This is a genomic window from Pseudomonas sp. P7759, from assembly GCF_013386445.1.
Classification (GTDB): Bacteria; Pseudomonadota; Gammaproteobacteria; order Pseudomonadales; family Pseudomonadaceae; genus Aquipseudomonas; species Aquipseudomonas azotoformans_A.
In genome coordinates this window covers 1-17,105 of record NZ_JACART010000030.1, presented here as the reverse complement: position 1 = coordinate 17,105, position 17,105 = coordinate 1, and the positions used below count along the sequence as shown (strand labels likewise).

Annotated in this window: 8 protein-coding genes; 3 read left to right on the top strand and 5 right to left on the bottom strand. The window is 62.1% G+C overall.

The genetic code is table 11. The features are described 5' to 3' along the window. The coding region (locus tag HX823_RS21850; RefSeq protein ID WP_177076645.1) for a non-ribosomal peptide synthetase at positions 1–6,270 on the top strand (6,270 nt) is incomplete at its 5' end. A 146-nt stretch (positions 6,271–6,416) separates the two neighbouring features. On the opposite strand, the gene HX823_RS21845 is transcribed toward HX823_RS21850, so the two are convergent. Both HX823_RS21845 and HX823_RS21840 read right to left on the bottom strand, forming a co-directional pair. Beyond that, positions 6,417–8,858 carry a TonB-dependent siderophore receptor gene (locus tag HX823_RS21845; protein ID WP_218169953.1) on the bottom strand — a complete coding sequence of 814 codons (2,442 nt, stop codon included), beginning with the start codon at positions 8,856–8,858 and terminating at the stop codon, positions 6,417–6,419. A 99-nt stretch (positions 8,859–8,957) separates the two neighbouring features. Continuing rightward, positions 8,958–10,610 (bottom strand): cyclic peptide export ABC transporter, encoded by a 1,653-nt coding sequence (locus tag HX823_RS21840; RefSeq protein WP_038846624.1) that lies wholly within the window; start codon positions 10,608–10,610, stop codon positions 8,958–8,960. A 200-nt stretch (positions 10,611–10,810) separates the two neighbouring features. Between HX823_RS21840 and HX823_RS21835 the strand changes: the two genes are divergently transcribed. Continuing rightward, positions 10,811–11,641, top strand: a complete 831-nt coding sequence (locus tag HX823_RS21835; protein ID WP_177076643.1) for a N(5)-hydroxyornithine transformylase PvdF — start codon at positions 10,811–10,813, stop codon at positions 11,639–11,641. A gap of 120 nt (positions 11,642–11,761) precedes the next feature. On the opposite strand, the gene HX823_RS21830 is transcribed toward HX823_RS21835, so the two are convergent. Genes HX823_RS21830 through pvdM form a run of 3 tightly spaced genes read right to left on the bottom strand, consistent with a single transcriptional unit; the run spans position 11,762 to position 15,298 of the window. After that, positions 11,762–12,622, bottom strand: coding sequence for a formylglycine-generating enzyme family protein (locus HX823_RS21830; RefSeq protein WP_177076641.1), 861 nt, complete (start codon positions 12,620–12,622; stop codon positions 11,762–11,764). A 33-nt stretch (positions 12,623–12,655) separates the two neighbouring features. Next, entirely contained in the window at positions 12,656–13,930 is a 1,275-nt protein-coding gene (locus HX823_RS21825; protein WP_177076639.1) for an aminotransferase class V-fold PLP-dependent enzyme, read from the bottom strand. A gap of 18 nt (positions 13,931–13,948) precedes the next feature. Further along, positions 13,949–15,298 (bottom strand): pyoverdine-tailoring dipeptidase-like protein PvdM, encoded by a 1,350-nt coding sequence (gene pvdM / locus HX823_RS21820; RefSeq protein ID WP_038846615.1) that lies wholly within the window; start codon positions 15,296–15,298, stop codon positions 13,949–13,951. 142 nt (positions 15,299–15,440) lie between these two features. Between pvdM and HX823_RS21815 the strand changes: the two genes are divergently transcribed. After that, complete coding sequence (locus HX823_RS21815) at positions 15,441–17,066, top strand: PvdJ/PvdD/PvdP-like protein (protein WP_177076637.1); 1,626 nt, start codon at positions 15,441–15,443, stop codon at positions 17,064–17,066. Positions 17,067–17,105 lie beyond the last annotated feature (39 nt).

Sequence of the window (17,105 nt, the reverse complement as noted above, 5' to 3'; positions counted from 1 at the left end):
GGCTACGGCCCGACTGAAACTGTGGTCACGCCATTGCTGTGGAAGGCACGCCGGGGCGATCTGTGCGGCGCGGTTTATGCCCCAATCGGCACCTTGCTGGGCAACCGCAGCGGCTACGTGCTCGACTCGCAACTCAATCTTCAACCTGTCGGCGTGGCCGGCGAGTTGTACCTGGGCGGCGAGGGCGTGGCCCGAGGGTATCTGGAGCGTCCGGCACTGACGGCGGAACGCTTTGTACCGGACCCGTTCGGCAAACCGGGTAGCCGTGTGTATCGCAGCGGCGACCTGACCCGTGGCCGCCCGGATGGTGTGGTGGATTACCTTGGACGTGTCGACCATCAGGTGAAGATCCGTGGTTTCCGTATCGAACTGGGCGAGATCGAAGCGCGCCTGCGTGAACAGGACAACGTCGGCGAAACCGTGGTGGTCGCCCAGGAAGGTCCGACCGGCAAACAACTGGTGGCCTACGTGGTGCCGGCCAATGCTGGACCTGCCAACGAAACCGAGTTCCGCGAAACCCTGCGCCGCGCCTTGAAAACTCGTCTGCCCGACTACATGGTGCCGACGTACTTCATGTTCCTGGCGCAAATGCCGCTGACGCCCAATGGCAAGCTCGACCGCAAAGGCTTGCCGCAACCGGACGCAAGCCTGTTGCAACAAGCCTACGTGGCGCCGCAAAGCGAGCTGGAACAACAGCTCGCCGCCATCTGGGCCGACGTGCTGCGCTTGCCGCAGGTGGGCTTGAACGACAACTTCTTCGAGCTGGGCGGCGATTCGATCATCTCGATCCAGGTGGTCAGCCGTGCACGACAGGCCGGTATCCGGTTCACGCCCAAGGACCTGTTCCAGCACCAGACCGTACAGAGCCTGGCTGGCGTCGCGCGCCAGGGTGTCGAAGGCTTGACCATCAGCCAGGCTGCCTTGAGTGGCGAGACGTTGCTGTTGCCGATCCAGCAAGCCTTCTTCGCCGATGAGATTGCCGAACGTCACCACTGGAACCAATCGGTGGTGCTGCAGCCCCACCAACACCTCGATGCCGCGACATTGACCCAGGCCTTGCAAGCGTTGCTGGTGCATCACGATGCGTTACGCTCGCGGTTTGTCGAAGGCGCGCAGGGCTGGCAGGGCCTGTACCGTGCGGCCGAGCACCATCAGGCCGATACTGTGTTGTGGCAGAGCACGCTGCACGGCGTTGAAGCACTCACGGCATTGGCCGAGGAGGCGCAACGCAGCCTTGATCTCGACCAGGGCCCGCTGATGCGCGCCGTGCTGGTTCAATTGGACGATGGTTCGCAGCGCTTGCTGCTGGTTATCCATCACTTGGTGGTCGATGGCGTGTCGTGGCGGATTCTCCTGGAGGATTTGCAAACGGCCTACCGCCAACTCGCCGCAGGCACCCCCGTGGCATTGCCTGCCAAGACCAGTTCCACCCGCGACTGGGCGCAACGTCTCCAGCAATACGCCCAAGGCGAGGCACTGACCCAGGAACTGGCGTGGTGGCAAGCACAATTGCACGGCGCCGAGGCCGACCTGCCAAGCGCCAATCCGGGAGCGAGCCTGAGCAACCGCCATGCCGGCAGCGCAACCACGCACCTGGACGCCAGCCATACCCGTCGCCTGCTGCAGGACGCCCCGGCGGCCTATCGCACTCAAATCAACGACCTGTTGCTGACGGCGCTGGCGCGGGTGATCGGGCGCTGGACCGGCCACGATTCGACCCTGATCCGCTTGGAAGGGCATGGCCGCGAAGACCTGTTCGAGGACATCGACCTGACACGTACGGTCGGTTGGTTCACCAGCCTCTACCCGGTAAAACTCACCCCGGCTTCGACCCTGGCGGATTCATTGAAGGGCATCAAGGAGCAGCTGCGCGCGATTCCCGACAAGGGCATCGGTTTTGGTGCCCTGCGTTACCTCGGCCAACCCGATGTGCGTGACGCATTGGCACGCCTGCCGCAGCCACGCATCACCTTCAACTACCTGGGCCAGTTCGATACCAGTTTTGATGGCAATGAACAGCAGGGCTTGTTTGCGCCTTCTGGTGATGCCGCCGGCAGCGACCAGAGCCCGGATGCATCGTTGGGCAACTGGCTGGAAATCAACGGCCAGGTGTATGGCGGTGAGCTGAACCTGAACTGGAGCTTCAGCCAGCAGATGTTCGATTCGGCGAGCATCCAGCAGTTGGCCGATGACTACGCGCAAGAACTCAAGGCGCTGATCGAGCATTGCTGCCAGCCTGAACATACCGGCGCCACCCCGTCGGACTTCCCACTGGCCCGCTTGAGCCAGGTTCAGTTGGATGGCCTGGCGTTACCGTTGAGCCAGGTCGACGATATTTACCCGCTGTCGCCGATGCAGCAGGGCATGCTGTTCCAATCCCTGTTCGGCCAGGGCTCGGGCGACTACATCAACCAGATGCGCGTTGACGTGCAAGGGCTGGATGTGGCGCGTTTCCAGGCGGCCTGGCAGGTCGCCCTGGAGCACCACGACATCCTGCGCACCGGGTTCCTCTGGCAGACCGAACTGGAGCAGCCGTTGCAGGTGGTTTACAAGACGGCCCAGGTGCCTTTGGTCGAGCACGATTGGCAGCAGCGTGAAGACCTCGGTAAGGCGCTTGATGCTTTGGCGCAAACCCTTCGTGCAGATGGCTTCGTGCTTGAGCAGGCGCCATTGCTGAGCCTGGTCGTGGTGTGTACCGGTATCGACAGCCATCACCTGATTTACACCAACCACCACATTCTGATGGATGGCTGGAGTGCTTCGCAGCTGTTTGGCGAGGTGCTGCAACAATACGCCGGCGAATCGCTACGCGCGCCGAACGGACGCTATCGCGATTACATCGGCTGGTTGCAGGCACAGGATCCACTCACCAGCGAGACCTTCTGGAAAGCCCAGCTTGCTGGCTTGCAGACGCCAACGCGACTGTCCCGTGGGCTCACCCGCGAACAGGACGTGTCCCAGGTCAATGGCATTCACCGGCTGACCCTGGAACAGACGGCCACCGACCAGCTCAAGGCGTTTGCCCAGCGCCACAAGGTGACGCTCAATACCCTGGTGCAAAGCGCCTGGCTGTTGCTGTTGCGCCGTCATACCGGCCTGGACACCGTCGCCTTTGGTGCCACGGTGGCGGGACGCCCGGCCGAATTGCCGGGTATCGAACAGCAGGTGGGGTTGTTCATCAACACGCTGCCAGTGGTGGCCACGCCGAGCCCGCAGCTGAGCGTGGATGATTGGTTGCAGCAGGTGCAGGCACAAAACCTGCGCCTGCGTGAACAGGAGCACACGCCGCTGTTCGAGATCCAGCGCTGGGCAGGGCTGGGCGGCGAGGCGCTGTTCGACAGCATCCTGGTATTCGAGAACTACCCGGTGTCCGAGGCTTTAGAGCAGGGATCCCCGGCGGGCCTGCGTTTCGGCACGATGGACAGCCTGGAACAGACCCACTATCCGCTGACCGTACTGCTGGCCATGGGTGATCGCCTGGCGATGGAGTTCAACTACGATCACGCCGCGTTCGACACGCAGGATGTCGTTAACCTGTCGGCGCATTTCCAGCAGTTGCTGCTGGCGTTGACGATGCCGCAGGTGGAGCGCCTGGCGGACCTGCCGTCGTTGCCCGCGGCTCAGCGCCAGTTGATCGTCGAGGACTGGAACGCGACAACGCGGGATTATCCGTTGCACCGTGGCGTGCACCAGATGATCGAAGACCAGGTGGCCCTCGCGCCAAACGCACCGGCCCTGGTGTTTGCTGCGCAGCGCCTGAGCTATGCCGAGCTGAACCGTCGCGCCAACCGTCTGGCTCATCGATTGATCGCCGCCGGCGTAGGGCCGGACGTGCTGGTGGGCCTGGCCGTAGAGCGATCCATCGAAATGGTGGTGGGCCTGCTGGCAGTGCTCAAGGCCGGTGGTGCCTATGTACCGCTGGACCCGGAATACCCGCGTGAACGCCTGGCCTACATGCTCGATGACAGCGGCGTGAAGCTGCTGCTGACCCAGGCGCATCTGCTGGAGCAGTTGCCGATTCCTCACGGGTTGGAAACCCTGGTACTGGAGGCGAGCGGTTTCGAAGGCTATAGCGACGCCAACCCAGGTGTTGTCCTGGACGGCGAGAACCTGGCGTATGTGATCTACACCTCCGGTTCCACAGGCCAGCCCAAAGGTGCGGGTAACCGTCATCGTGCGCTGACCAACCGCCTGTGCTGGATGCAGGAGGCCTATGCCCTGGATGCCAGCGATACGGTGTTGCAGAAAACCCCGTTCAGTTTTGACGTCTCCGTCTGGGAGTTCTTCTGGCCCTTGATGACCGGCTCACGCCTGGTCGTCGCCGCGCCCGGTGATCATCGCGATCCGGGCAAGCTGGTCAGCCTGATCAACCAAGAGCAGGTCACCACATTGCACTTCGTGCCGTCGATGTTGCAGGCATTCCTGCAGGACTCGGCGGTGTCGACCTGCGTCAGCCTGCAGCGCATCGTGTGCAGCGGTGAAGCGCTGCCGGTGGATGCGCAGCAGCAAGTGTTCGCCAAACTGCCGCGCGCCGGGTTGTACAACCTGTATGGCCCGACGGAAGCCGCGATCGATGTGACCCACTGGACGTGCGTGGACGAGGGCCGTGACGCGGTGCCTATCGGCAAACCGATTGCCAACTTGGGTTGCTACGTGCTCGACAGTCATTTCGAGCCAGTGCCTGCCGGCGTGCTGGGCGAGCTGTTCCTGGGCGGCGTGGGCCTGGCGCGGGGTTACCACCGCCGGCCGGCGTTGACCGCTGAGCGCTTTATCGCGCACCCCTTCGTCAAGGGCGAGCGCCTGTACCGCACCGGTGACCTGGCTCGCTATCGCACCGACGGCGTGATCGAATACGCCGGGCGTATCGACCATCAGGTCAAGCTGCGCGGCCTGCGTATTGAGCTGGGTGAAATCGAAGCGCGGCTGTTGGAGCATCCATCGGTACGTGAGGCTGCGGTGTTGGCCGTGGACGGCAAGCATCTGGTGGGTTACCTGGTCTTGCAGGAGCCAGGTGAAGACTGGCGTGAAATCCTCAGCGCTCACCTGGCCACCCACTTGCCAGACTACATGGTGCCGGCGCAGTGGCTGCTGTTGGAGCACATGCCCTTGAGCCCTAACGGCAAGCTGGACCGTAAGGCGCTGCCGAAGCCGGACACGCAGTCGACCCAGCCATTTGAAGCGCCGCAAACCGATCTTGAACAGAAAATCGCCGCAATCTGGGTGGATGTACTCGGTGTGGAACAGGTGGGTGTGAACGACAACTTCTTCGAGTTGGGGGGGCATTCGCTGTTGGTATTGATGCTCAAGGAGCGCATTCGCAAGGCCAGCGGCATCGGTCTGTCGGTCAGCCAGTTGATGCTCAATCCGACCGTACGCACTCAGGTCGCTTGTCTGGAAGGGACGACGCGCAGTTCGTTGCTGGTCCCGCTCAACAGCCAGACCGAAGGCACGCCGCTTTACCTGTTCCACCCCAGCTACGGTTCGGTGCATTGCTACAAGGCCCTGGCCCTGGCACTGCGTGAACAGCGGCCGGTGGTGGGTGTGATCTGTCGTGCGTTGGCGCAAGAGGGCACAGAAGTTCCGGCATGGGCCGCCATGGTTGAGGATTACACGGCGCAGTTGCTGGAGGCCCAGCCCGAAGGTCCTTTCCGTCTAGCGGGCTGGTCACTGGGCGGTAACCTGGCGGTAGAGGTTGCGCACGGCCTGGAACGGGCGGGCAGGGACGTGGAGTTTGTCGGCTGGATCGACTCGGCACCGCCTCGCTGGCTCACGCAATACTGGGACGCAGCGGTGATCACCGATGCGGGTGAACTCTCTGACAACGAGCGGCGCGTGGCACTGCTGGGCGTGATGTTCCCAGGGTTTGCCGAGGCCATCCAGGCTGCTTGGCAGGACGTGCAGGCGAATAACCTGGATGAAGGTCAGCAGTGGACGCGCTTTGTCGAATGGGCCGAAGGCTCGCTGGGTAAAGCGTTCCGCGAGGTCAAGCAAGCGCTGCTGGATGGCAATGAAGCACAGATCGCCTGGGACGTTGACCGCGCCTTGTTCAAACGCCTGGAACAGGCTGACTTCAAGGCGCTCAAGGCGCCTGTCAGCTGCTGGTGGGCGGCCATGAGTCGCGCGGGCCAGCACAAGGCATTGATCGAGGCCGGCATGGAGCGGGTGATCGGCCAGGGGTGTGTGGTGCGCTCGACGATGATTGAGGTGGATCATGAACGCATCATTGATAACGCTGAGTTCGTTCGCAGCTTTGTGACGGCCATGGCGTAAAGGTCGGTAAAACAGAAAGCCCCAGGTCACGTGGTGTGACCTGGGGCTTTTTTGTGGGCGGCATGAACCCGCACGCATAAAAAAACACCCTGCGAAGGTTGGGCCTGCGCAGGGTGTCGGGGGTTGCTGGGGTTCAGCCTGTCAGATCAGAAATCCCAACGCGTCGAAAACATTACGTTGCGTGGGTCGCCCGAGTAGGACGAGGTGTAGAACCCGATGTTGGTGTAGTAGCGCTTGTCAAACACGTTGTTGACGTTCACCGAGGCCGACAGGTTTTTGGTGATCTGGTAGCGCGCCATCGCGTCAACCAGCCAGTACGGGTCTTGGGAGAAACGCTGGGTCACGCTTTTGCCACGGTTGTAGACATCCTGCCAAGCCTCGCCCTGCCAGCGCGCGCCGCCACCGATGGTCAGCTTGTCGAGGGCGCCGGTCAGCTTGTAGCTGGTGTAGAAGTTCAGCTGGTCCTGAGGTTCCCAGGTCGAGAACTTCTTGCCGTCGTCGTCGCGGATCACCTTGTGGGTATAACCCGCCTGCACTTGCCAGCCCGGCAGCAGTTCACCGGACATCTCGGCTTCCCAGCCCTTGGTCGTGGCCTGGACGCCCATGTAGGCCCACTCGACAGGCGAGTTGGCCGGCATATTGTTGTTGTACTCGGTGTCTTCCTCGGCACGATTGGACTCATGAATCTCGAAGTAGGCGAGGCTGGTGTTCAAGCGACCGTCGTAGAATTCGCCCTTCAAGCCGATCTCGTAGTTCTCGCCCTCGTCCGGCTCGACCATCTTGTTGTTGCGGTCCGGCCGCAGCTGTTGCGGCATGAAGATCGAGGTGTAGCTGCCGTAGACCGAGAAGTTTTCGTTGAGGTCGTACACCACGCCCGCATACGGGATGAGTTTGCCGGTCTCACGCGAGTCGTTGGTACCGGTCAAGCGGTAGTCGGTCAGGCGTGAGCCCAGCAACAGCGACAGATCGTCGGTGAGGCTCAGGCGTGTCGAGAAGTAGACCGCCGCCTGGCGGGTGATGTCGTCTTTCTCGTGGGCCGGGCCCCATTGTGGTTCAAGGCTGTCACCGTTCCATTCATAGAGCGGGAAGTTGTTGCTGTCCCGATAGGTCGCTTCATAGCCGTAGTAGTCGTTGCCTTCCCAGTGCGAGCGCGAAACCGAGGACCCGACGACCAATTGGTGCTCACGTCCTCCCAGGCTGAATGGCCCGGAAAGATAGAAGTCCCCGTTGTTGCTGATGGTCTTGCCGGTGAATTTGGAGCCATAGACCGACGCTCTGTCGGTCGTCTCCGAGATCGGCGACGCGTAACCCAGTGGCGCGTTATAACCATTGAGCTGGTTGCTGTAGTTGGCCTTGGCGATCCAGCCGTTATCCAGGGCGTGTTCCAACGTCGCGAACACGCTGCGGGTGTATTGTCCCCAGCTGCTCCATTTCGGCCCGTTGTTGTAGCCACGGTCGAACTTGATTTCATTACCTACGCCATCGAACAGCGAGCGGCTGCCGGACCAGCTAGAGCCTTTGGGATCACTGTCCTGGTAATCGGCACCGACCGTCAGCAGGGTGTCCGGCGACAGGTCGAATTCGAGGATGCCGTAGTAGACATTGGTCTTGCGCTCGTAATGGTCGATGAACGAATGCTTGTCCTGGTAGGCCACTACGGCGCGCCCACGTACGTTGCCGCTGTCGGTCAGTGGGCCGCTGACGTCCAGCTCCGAACGGTAGTTGTCCCAGGAACCCGCACCCAGGCCCACGTGGCCCTGGAATTCGGCGGTGGGTTTTTTACGCACCAGGTTGATGGTGCCGCCAGGGCCGCCCGCGCCGGTCATCAGGCCGGTGGTGCCCTTGAGGATTTCGACGCGGTCGTAGATCGCCATGTCGCTGAGGGTCTGGCCGGCCGAGTAACCTTCGTTGCGCGTGGTGGGTACACCGTCGTACTGGAAGTTCTGGATCGGGAAGCCGCGAGAGTAGTAGTTGGTCCGTTCGCTGTCGAAAGTCGAGACGGTGATGCCGGGCGTGTGGCGCATCACATCGTCAATACCGTTCAGGCCGAAGTCGTCCATGGTCTGGCGGGTCACGACGGAAATTGACTGCGGCGTCTCGCGCGGCGTCAGCACCATCTTGGTCGCGGTGGCGATGGTGCCCGGCGTGTAGGAGCCGGTGCCTTCGGTGATGGTGCCCAGCTGGTTGGCGTTGATCTGGGTGGCGCCCAGTTCCACGGCGCCGGTCCCGGAGCCGGGTGCGTTGATGATCATCGAGCTGCCTTGCAGGCTGTAACTCACGCCGGTCCCCCCCAGGAGGCGCTCGATGGCTTGCACCGGGTCCAGCTTGCCGCTGACGGCGCTGCTGTGCTTGTCCTTGACGGTATCCGGGCTGTACAGGATCTGCAGGTTGGTCTGTTGACCGAATACCTGCAGCGCCGTATTCAAGGGTTGCGCCGGGATGTTCAATTCGAACTCTTGCGCCTGAACATAGCCCGCCACCGGCAGGCTGACCGCAAGGGCCAGGGCGCTGGGGAGGACGTTTAATTTCAAGGCCCGCCGCATGGAAACTGCGGTGCTCAATGGGCTGAGGGCAAGCCGTACTGGCATGGAATGTTTCTCTTTTTAAGTGTAGGCAGATGGGTACTTAATGCGGTTAATTCTCATTGCTGCATATGAGACGTTCGCACTCGCAAAAACCGGAAAAATTTATGCGGGCTCCAGTTCTGCAACGACTTTCCCTGCACTCAGGCGCACCAACTGGTCGGCAATATCGAAATAGCGGTCGTCGTGGCTGATCACGATGATGGTCTTGCCCAGGCGCTTGAGGTCCGGCAGCAGCTCGGTATAGAAAACGCGACGGAAGGCTGGGTCCTGGTCGGCCGCCCATTCGTCGAACACCAGCACCGGGCGTTCTTCCAGCCAGGCGTTGACCAGGGCCAGGCGCTTGCGCTGGCCGGTGGACAGGTCGGTGGTGCTGAATACGCCGTCCTTGACGCTGACCTTGTGCGCGATTTCCAGGCGCTCCAGATACTTGGCGGCACTGTCCAGGGACTGGGTGGCGCTGCCTTGGACCAGGTCATCGAACAGGTAGTAATCGGCGAATACGGTGGTGAACAACTGGCGATAGTCATCGCGCGCGGGGTCGGTCACGGTTTCGCCGTTGAGGCGGATTTCCCCGGCCTGGGGTTGATACAGGCCAAGCAGCAGTTTGATCAGGGTGGTCTTGCCGCAGCCGTTTTCGCCCACGATGAACACGATATCGCCCTGCTTGATGCTCAGGTTGATCGGCCCCAGGTGGAACGGCTGGCTGCCTTCGACCGGTGGCGGGCTGTACGTCACGCCGCGCAATTCCAGGCTGTTCACGACCGGCTTGGGGGCTTCACTGCCATCCATCAGCAGGTGCGGTTCCGGGGACGAGAAACGCTCGGACAGTTCGGTAATGCGTGCAAAGGCAATGCGCGCCTTGCCAATGATCGGCAAGTAGCCCACCACATGCTCCAGCGGGCCTTTCATATACAGCAGCACCAGCACGAAGCCTGTGATCACCGCCGGGTCCGGGTTGGGGTTGTAGGCCTGCATCGCCAGGGCCAGGCCGATGACCACGAAGAACAGCATCGAGCCGAAGGTCTTGGCGACGATATAGATGTTCACCGAGCGCACCTGGATGTCGCTGATCCGGTCGGCGGTTTCCTGGATGCGGTGGGTGTTCATGCGGTAGCGGCGAGGCCGGTGGATGCGCAGCTCTTTGGCGCCCGAGGCAATCGCCGAATAATAGCGTTGCAGCTCGTCTTCCTGGTCGCGGGCCTCATCGAAGCCGCGAATGCCCTTGGCGCCGGCGATGAATTGCACGCTGCTGCCGATGATGATGGCGACCACCATCATCAGGAACATCGGTACCGACAGGTACGCCAGGTAGCCCAGGCAGCCCAGAGTCACCGTCGTTGCGATGGCCAGCGGAGTGAAGGCGAAGGAAAAGTCACTGATGGTGTCAACGTCATGGGTCAGCACCGGAATCAGGCGGTGGGAGCGGTACTGCTCAATCTGCTCGATGGGCGCCGACAGTACCTTTTCGCCGAGATCCTTGCGCAGTGCCGCGATAATCCGCTGGCCGACGTAGTTGGTGCCGATATCCGAGACAATCGAACTGGTCAGTGCCAGCAGGCACAGCGCCGCAAACGTCAGGATCACCCCCTGCGTCATTCCGGTGGAGGAGTGCAGGGCATTGTTGATGGTCGCCAGCAGCAACGTGATGGCCAGGCCGCCGGCCATGCCCAGGGCGACGGAGACCGTCACGATGGTGCGAAAGGGCCTGAGCAATGCGAGCAAACCGCTGAAGGCGCCGCGCTTGGGGTCGGTCATAAATACTTCCCGGAAAGTGAAAAAGAGGGGACTGGGCACACAGACCCTTACCCATGACAAACGAAGGATTGGCGCGACTATTTAGCTCGGTATGCCCGACGGTGAAGGGGGCGGATAAATTGCGCGGGGCCTGGTTCGTTCTTGTGGTGTAGGCGCACGCGTATTGGCGCGTGCCTGATCTATCCAGCGAGAGCGAAACAATGACGAAAAAGAATCTGGTGTACGTGTGGTCCCTGCGTAATGCTGCGGCCGACAAAGCCGGGCAGCCGGTGGCGTACAAAGACCATGAGCGCTACATGATGTCGGTGCTGGAATCCCTGGCGGGCGCACTGAACGACACGCCGCTGGGCGAGGCCTACAACCTGGTGGGCGTGGTGTATGACGACGACGAGCAGAACCCACGGGACCAGCAATTGGTGGCCGACTACGGTTTTGCCTACCAGCCGGGTCGCCAGTGGCTGTATCCGCCCGATCTGCGCGTACAGGGACGTCTGGTCAATGACTTGCTGCTGAGCGTGCCGTCGACCTATCGACGCCTGCCACGGGGCAGCGCGGAACACATCGCCGGCAAGCAAGACTTCGAGCGTCGCCTGCACGACACGCTGATGGAGTTGAAGGCCGATATCGTGGTGCTGGACGGTTTGCTGGTGATCCTGGATGAGCTGGTGCGTCCCGGTGCGCCATTTGCCCGTCGTATCATGAACATCCATCCGGGCATTACCCGTATTGAATCGCCGTACGAGCGTCGTGGTGCCTATGCCACCTGGAATGCCTTGTACGGTGCGCGCGGTTTGACGATCACGGATTGGGCGACCAAGGCCACCACGCCATCAGAGCCGCTGTACCTCACCGGCGCGTCTTTCCACTACGTGGACAACGGCATCGATTCGGGCGAAGTGTTCCACGACGTGCTCAAGACCGAGATCACCCCGGAAGACACCATCCTTGAGTTGCGCTGGAACAACTTCAATAACAGCCTGTTCCCGGCGTTGCATGAGGGGTTGGCGTTGTTGGCCCAAAAAGGAATCTAAAGCGGGCACGGTTAGAAATGTGGGAGCGGGCTTGCTCGCGAATGCGGTGTGTCAGTCAATGAATATGTCGACTGACACACCGCATTCGCGAGCAAGCCCGCACACATTAGGTCTCCTGTGTTACAGGTCGCGCACTACGCGAAACCCAATCCAATCCCCGCGCGTCTGCGGGTAGATGTTGTTGCGGTTGCCCGAGCGCGAAAACACCGGTGCTTCACCCCAGTCATTACCCCGGATCATATAGCCCTCGCAAGTAGGCTCCATCCACGCGCTGCCGTCCGTAGGTGCGCCGATGTAGTTGGGGTGCTCGCAGTCGGCCACTCGTTCGTAGACGTTGCCATGCATGTCGTACATGCCAAACGCATTCGGCGGGTAGCTGCCGACCGGTGACGAATAGCTGTAGCCATCGGCTGGCCCGTACGTGTTGGCATGCTTGGCGATGCTGTAGTCCTTGCCTTCATCGAACGGGAAGGGGAACGGCCCGGTTGAGCCTGCGCGCGCGGCGTATTCGCGCTGGGACTCGCTGACCATGTGGTACTGCTGGCCGGTCTTTTTCGACAGCCAGGCCACATAGCGTTTGATGTCATCCATGTCCATGCACACCGCCGGCTGGCGCGGGCCCTGGGGATAGCGTGGCTTGCTGGCGATACATTCGCGGCCGGGGCGGGTGTCGCCATCGGCGATCTTCACGCCGGTCTGGCGCACGTAGCTGTCCCATTCGCCAGCGGTGATATGAAAACGGCTCATGGCAAACGGCTTGACGAAGGTCACTTCATGCATCGGGCCTTCATCCGGCTCGCGGCCGACTTCATCCTCGGGCGTGCCCATGGTGAAGGTGCCGGCGGGCAGCACCACCATTTCCGGGCAGTCCTTGCAATCCTTGAACACCTTGCCGGGTTGCGGTGCGGCGGCCTGGGCCAGGTTGGGCAACAAGGCGCCGCACAAGGCGGTGAGCGCCAGGGCTGTGAGGGGTTTGTTCATGTGGGCCTCTCATTCAAAGGGAAAAGGTGTGCGTCACGCCCGCTGGCTCAGCAAGGTCATGAAGCGCTGGATCTCGGCGGAAGAGTTGAGCAGGCCGGGGGAGGTGCGGATGACGGGGCCAACATCGCGGTCCACGGCGTCGATCACGACGCGGTTTTTCATCATGTAGGCCGCGACGGCATCACTGTCCTGGCCCTTGACGCGGAAGAAGGTAAAGCCCGCCGACAGTTCTGGGCTGCGCGGGGTGACCAGTTCGATTTTTGGGTGGGCCAGCAATTGCTCTTTCAGTTCGGTATTGAGTGCGTGAATCCGCGCCTGCACCTGCGCCTTGCCCAATTGCAGGTGCAGCTTGAACGCCTCGTCCGCCGCCCAGCGATGCTCGAAGGCGTGGTAGCCGCCCGGGGTCATGATGGTGGCGAAGTCCTTGTCTTCGGAGAAGGTCGGCACCATCGGTGTCACGTACTTGTTTTGCGGGTCGCGGGCGCAGACCAGGCCCGTGCCGCGTGGGCCGAACATCCACTTGTGCGTGCCGGCAATGAAAAAATCGCAGTGCATGTCCGGGAAGTCGAGGTTTTCCACGCCGAAACCGTGGACGCCGTCTACCACATAAAGGATGCGGTCCTGCTCGTCACGGTTGCGGTTGTGTTCCTCCACCAGCTTGCCGATCTCGCCGATAGGCAGCTTCACGCCGCTGCCGGACTGCACCCAGGTCATGCCGAGTACGCGGGTGTTGGGCCGGATATTGCGCTGGATGTTACCCAGCACTTCGTCGGCCGATACGCGGTGGGCGTTGTCGAACAGGCGAATCTTGCGGACCTGGGTCTGCTCCTTGCGCACTCGGAAATCCAGGCTGAACTCGGTGGCGTAGTGTTCGTGGACGGTGGTGAGTATCTCCTGGTCAGGCCGCACCTTGATCCCGCCATAAATCATCGCCAAACCTTCGGAAGTACTGCCGGTCAGGGCGATCTGCGGTGGTGTGGCCTTCAGGTACCGGCCGGCCCACTCGCGCACCTGGCCTTCGCGTTTCCAGGTTTCCTGCAGGTCCCAGTCCATGGCCAGCCCTGGGTTGCGATCGATCTGCGCGCGGTAGCGTTCGATGGCCTCGCGCACCGGCTTGGGGTGCGAAGCCACCAGGAAGTTGGAAAAGTGCAGGTAAGCCGGGTCCTGGTTGAACAGTTGCTTGAGCCCTGTCCATGGGTCATCTGTTGGTGCATTGGCGGCGATGGCTTGCGGGAGCAGGGCGGCGCCCAGTGGCAGGCTGGCGGCAAATACCCCGGCCTGCTTGAGAAAGGTACGGCGGTCGGTCATGGACTGGCTTCTGGATGATTAACGGTTGGCCAAGGGCTTGGCGGCTTTTTGGACCTGGTCCCACACGCGCAGGAAGTTGCCTCCCCACAGCTTGGCGATATCGGCTTCGGAGTAGCCGCGCTGGATCAGTTCGGCGGTGACGTTGCGTATTTCGCCGACGTTGTTCCAGCCCTGGACGCCGCCGCCATCGTTGAAGTCCGACGACAGGCCGACATGGTCGATGCCGATCTTGCGCACGGTGTAGTCGATGGCATCGCCCAGGTCCTTGAGGGTGGCCTTCGGCTCTTCATCGAGGATGCCGTACAGCGCACTGGCGTACTCGCCGAACTTGTGTTCGGGCCAGGCGGCAATGATCGCGTCGCCCGGCATCAGCGCTACGGCCAGGTTGGGCAGGGGCGGCAGGTCGAAGCGGGCGCGAAGGGCGTTGAGCTTGTCCTGGGTCGGCTGGCTCAGCGGGCGCAGATAGGCGGAGAAGCCGACGATCTGCACCACGCCGCCGCTGTTTTTGATCAGTTGCAGCTCTTTGTCGCTCAGGTTGCGCGGGATATCCACGGAGGCGCGTGGCGCCGAGTGGGACGCCACCATCGGCGTGCGGCTCAATTGCGCCACTTGCTCCAGGGCCTTGGTCGACATTTGCGACACGTCGATGATCACCCCCAGGTCATTGAGGCGGTGTACCGCTTGCTTGCCGATGTCCGACAGGCCCTCAAGGGCGTCAGTGGAGTCATTGAAAAACGGCAGCGGCCGCGACGAGTCCGACCACGCGTTGTTGCCCACGTAGCTGAAGCCGAACATGCGCATGCCGCGCGCCGCCCACAGGTCCAGCTGGTTCAAGTCGTTGCCCAGCGGGTAGGCGTTGAGCATGCTGATGAAGATCGCGAACTTGCCCTCGCCGTGCAGCCGCCGGAAATCATCCGGGGTATAGGCGATGGCGACCTGGTTGGGGAAGTCGCGCACCATGCCGCTGATGATCTTGTAGCGCACTTCCTGCTCGTTGCGCGCGGCTTCGACAAAACCGTCGGTGGGCTTGTGCGGGGCATTGGGGCCGTTCCAGATTTCCGGCCAGCCGAAGATGGTCAATGCCGCGCCGGACAGACGCCCGCGGGCCGCCTTGACCAGGTCGAACTGGCCTTCACCGTCCTTGTCCGCTTCGTTGCCGGCAGTGCCGAAATCCACGGGCACGGTGATATGGCTGTCGAACGACAGCAGCCGGTCCTGCATTTCATTGGCCTGCTTGATCACCTCCAGCGGGTAGCCAGCATTGCCTTTGAACCAGTGATCCCAGACCAGGAAACCGGCCCCGGCACCGATGGCCAGTGCCAGTGGCAAGCCGATGTACAGCGCCTTTTTCGAACGTGGTTTTGTCATTGCCATCTCAGTCAGTTGAGGCCTTCGCTATCAGGGAAGAACGAGTGATCGGCGGCAAAATTTAGGCGGCGAGGGCGCCTCGGTAAATTTCCCCGGCGGGCAAACGTTCTAGCTCTGATAAAGCCGTTTCCTAAGGTAGACAATGACCATCTCTCGACGTGGGTTCATCGCAGGCCTGGCGCTGACAGGCGCCGCGGTGCCGGCCGCCTTCTATGCCCATCGCGAGTTGACGCGCGAAGAAGAATTCCCCATCACCCCCGGCGAAGCCACGGTGGACCTGGCCGACACCGCCGGCCAGCACTTGGCGAACACCCTGCGTGGGGTGTGGGACCTGCGCCTGGAAGGCCGCGACGCCGGCCTCAAAGGGCTGCCACTGCACGATTTGCAACTGCTACTCGACATCGCCCCCCGTGGACGCGGTTTGCGCGGTTACCTGGACACCGCCGCCCACCTGCGCGCCGACGGCGAGCCACGCTACCGGGTGTTGGGTGACCTGCTGACGGGGGAGAGCGCCGTGCTCTACTGGCGGCTGATCGACCGCGATTCGGCCGACGGTACGCCCGCCTATGAATTCAAGATGACCCTCGACCAGGTCTGGGCGGATTTTGCCAACGCCGGCAGCAGCACCCTCAGCGGGCAGATCCTCGACCTGGGTCGCCCCCTGGCGTTGGTCGAGCGCGATAACCGCTTCATCGCCCATAAGCACTGGTTCCCAGAAGCCCGCCAACGCATCGGCCTCAATCCGACCCTGCTGGCCTGGCTGATTGCTCCCGAACACCGGCTGTTCCACCAGCTGTGGCACGCCACCCGTGACCAGTGGCACAAACTCTCCGAGGAAAAGCGCGAGGCCTTGCGCGGCATCGGCTGGCAACCCGGCCCACGCGGCCAGGAACGCGATGCGCGGGGCAAGCGCAAAGACCGCAACGGCTCGGGTATCGACTTCTTCTTTATGCACCGTCACATGCTCGGCACGGCTCGCGCGATGCAGGATCTGCCCTCGTGGCCGCAATTCCCCGAGCCGCAACCGGCCCTGGAGCGTGATCGCCAGGGTTTTTTGCGCTACTTCGATAACCACGATGGTTTTGCGCTGCCACCCACCTGGTGGGCGCCGGATGACAGCGAGTACACCCAGTGGGTCAGCGACATCAAGGCCGCCGAGACCTATCACAGCAATTTCCAGGTGTGGGAGTCCCAATACCGCGACCCGCGCTACCTGGCCAAATTCACCCTGGGCCAGTTGGGCTCCGAGATGGAGCTGGGCCTGCACGACTGGCTGCACATGCGCTGGGCCTCGGTGCCGCGCGACCCCTCCAACGGCGCCCCCGTGCCCATGGCCCGTGACCCCGCCGACTTTGCTGCGCGCTGGTATGCGGCGGAAAACGACTTCCTTGGCGACCCGTTTTCCTCCCATGTGAATCCGGTGTTCTGGCATTTCCACGGCTGGATCGACGACCGCATCGAAGACTGGTTCCGCGCCCATGAACGCTTCAATCCGGGCGAAGTCCAGCGCCTGCAAGTCAACGGCGTGGCCTGGTTCGCACCGGGCCGTTGGGTGGAAGTTGGCGACCCCTGGCTGGGCCCGGATACCCATGGTTGCAGCACCACGCCGGGGTTGCAGGTGGGCAAGTCGATGGAGATGGACCCAGAGGTCATGAAGCTGGCGCTGCGCATTACTTTTGGTGAGGACGAGCGAATGCTGCAAGGCTTGTTCAAGCGGGTGCCAAAGCGACCGTGGTATGCGCGGCACCTCAAGCTCAAAGCCACCTGATTTTTTGGGCCGAATTTAATTTGTGGTGAGCGGGCTTGC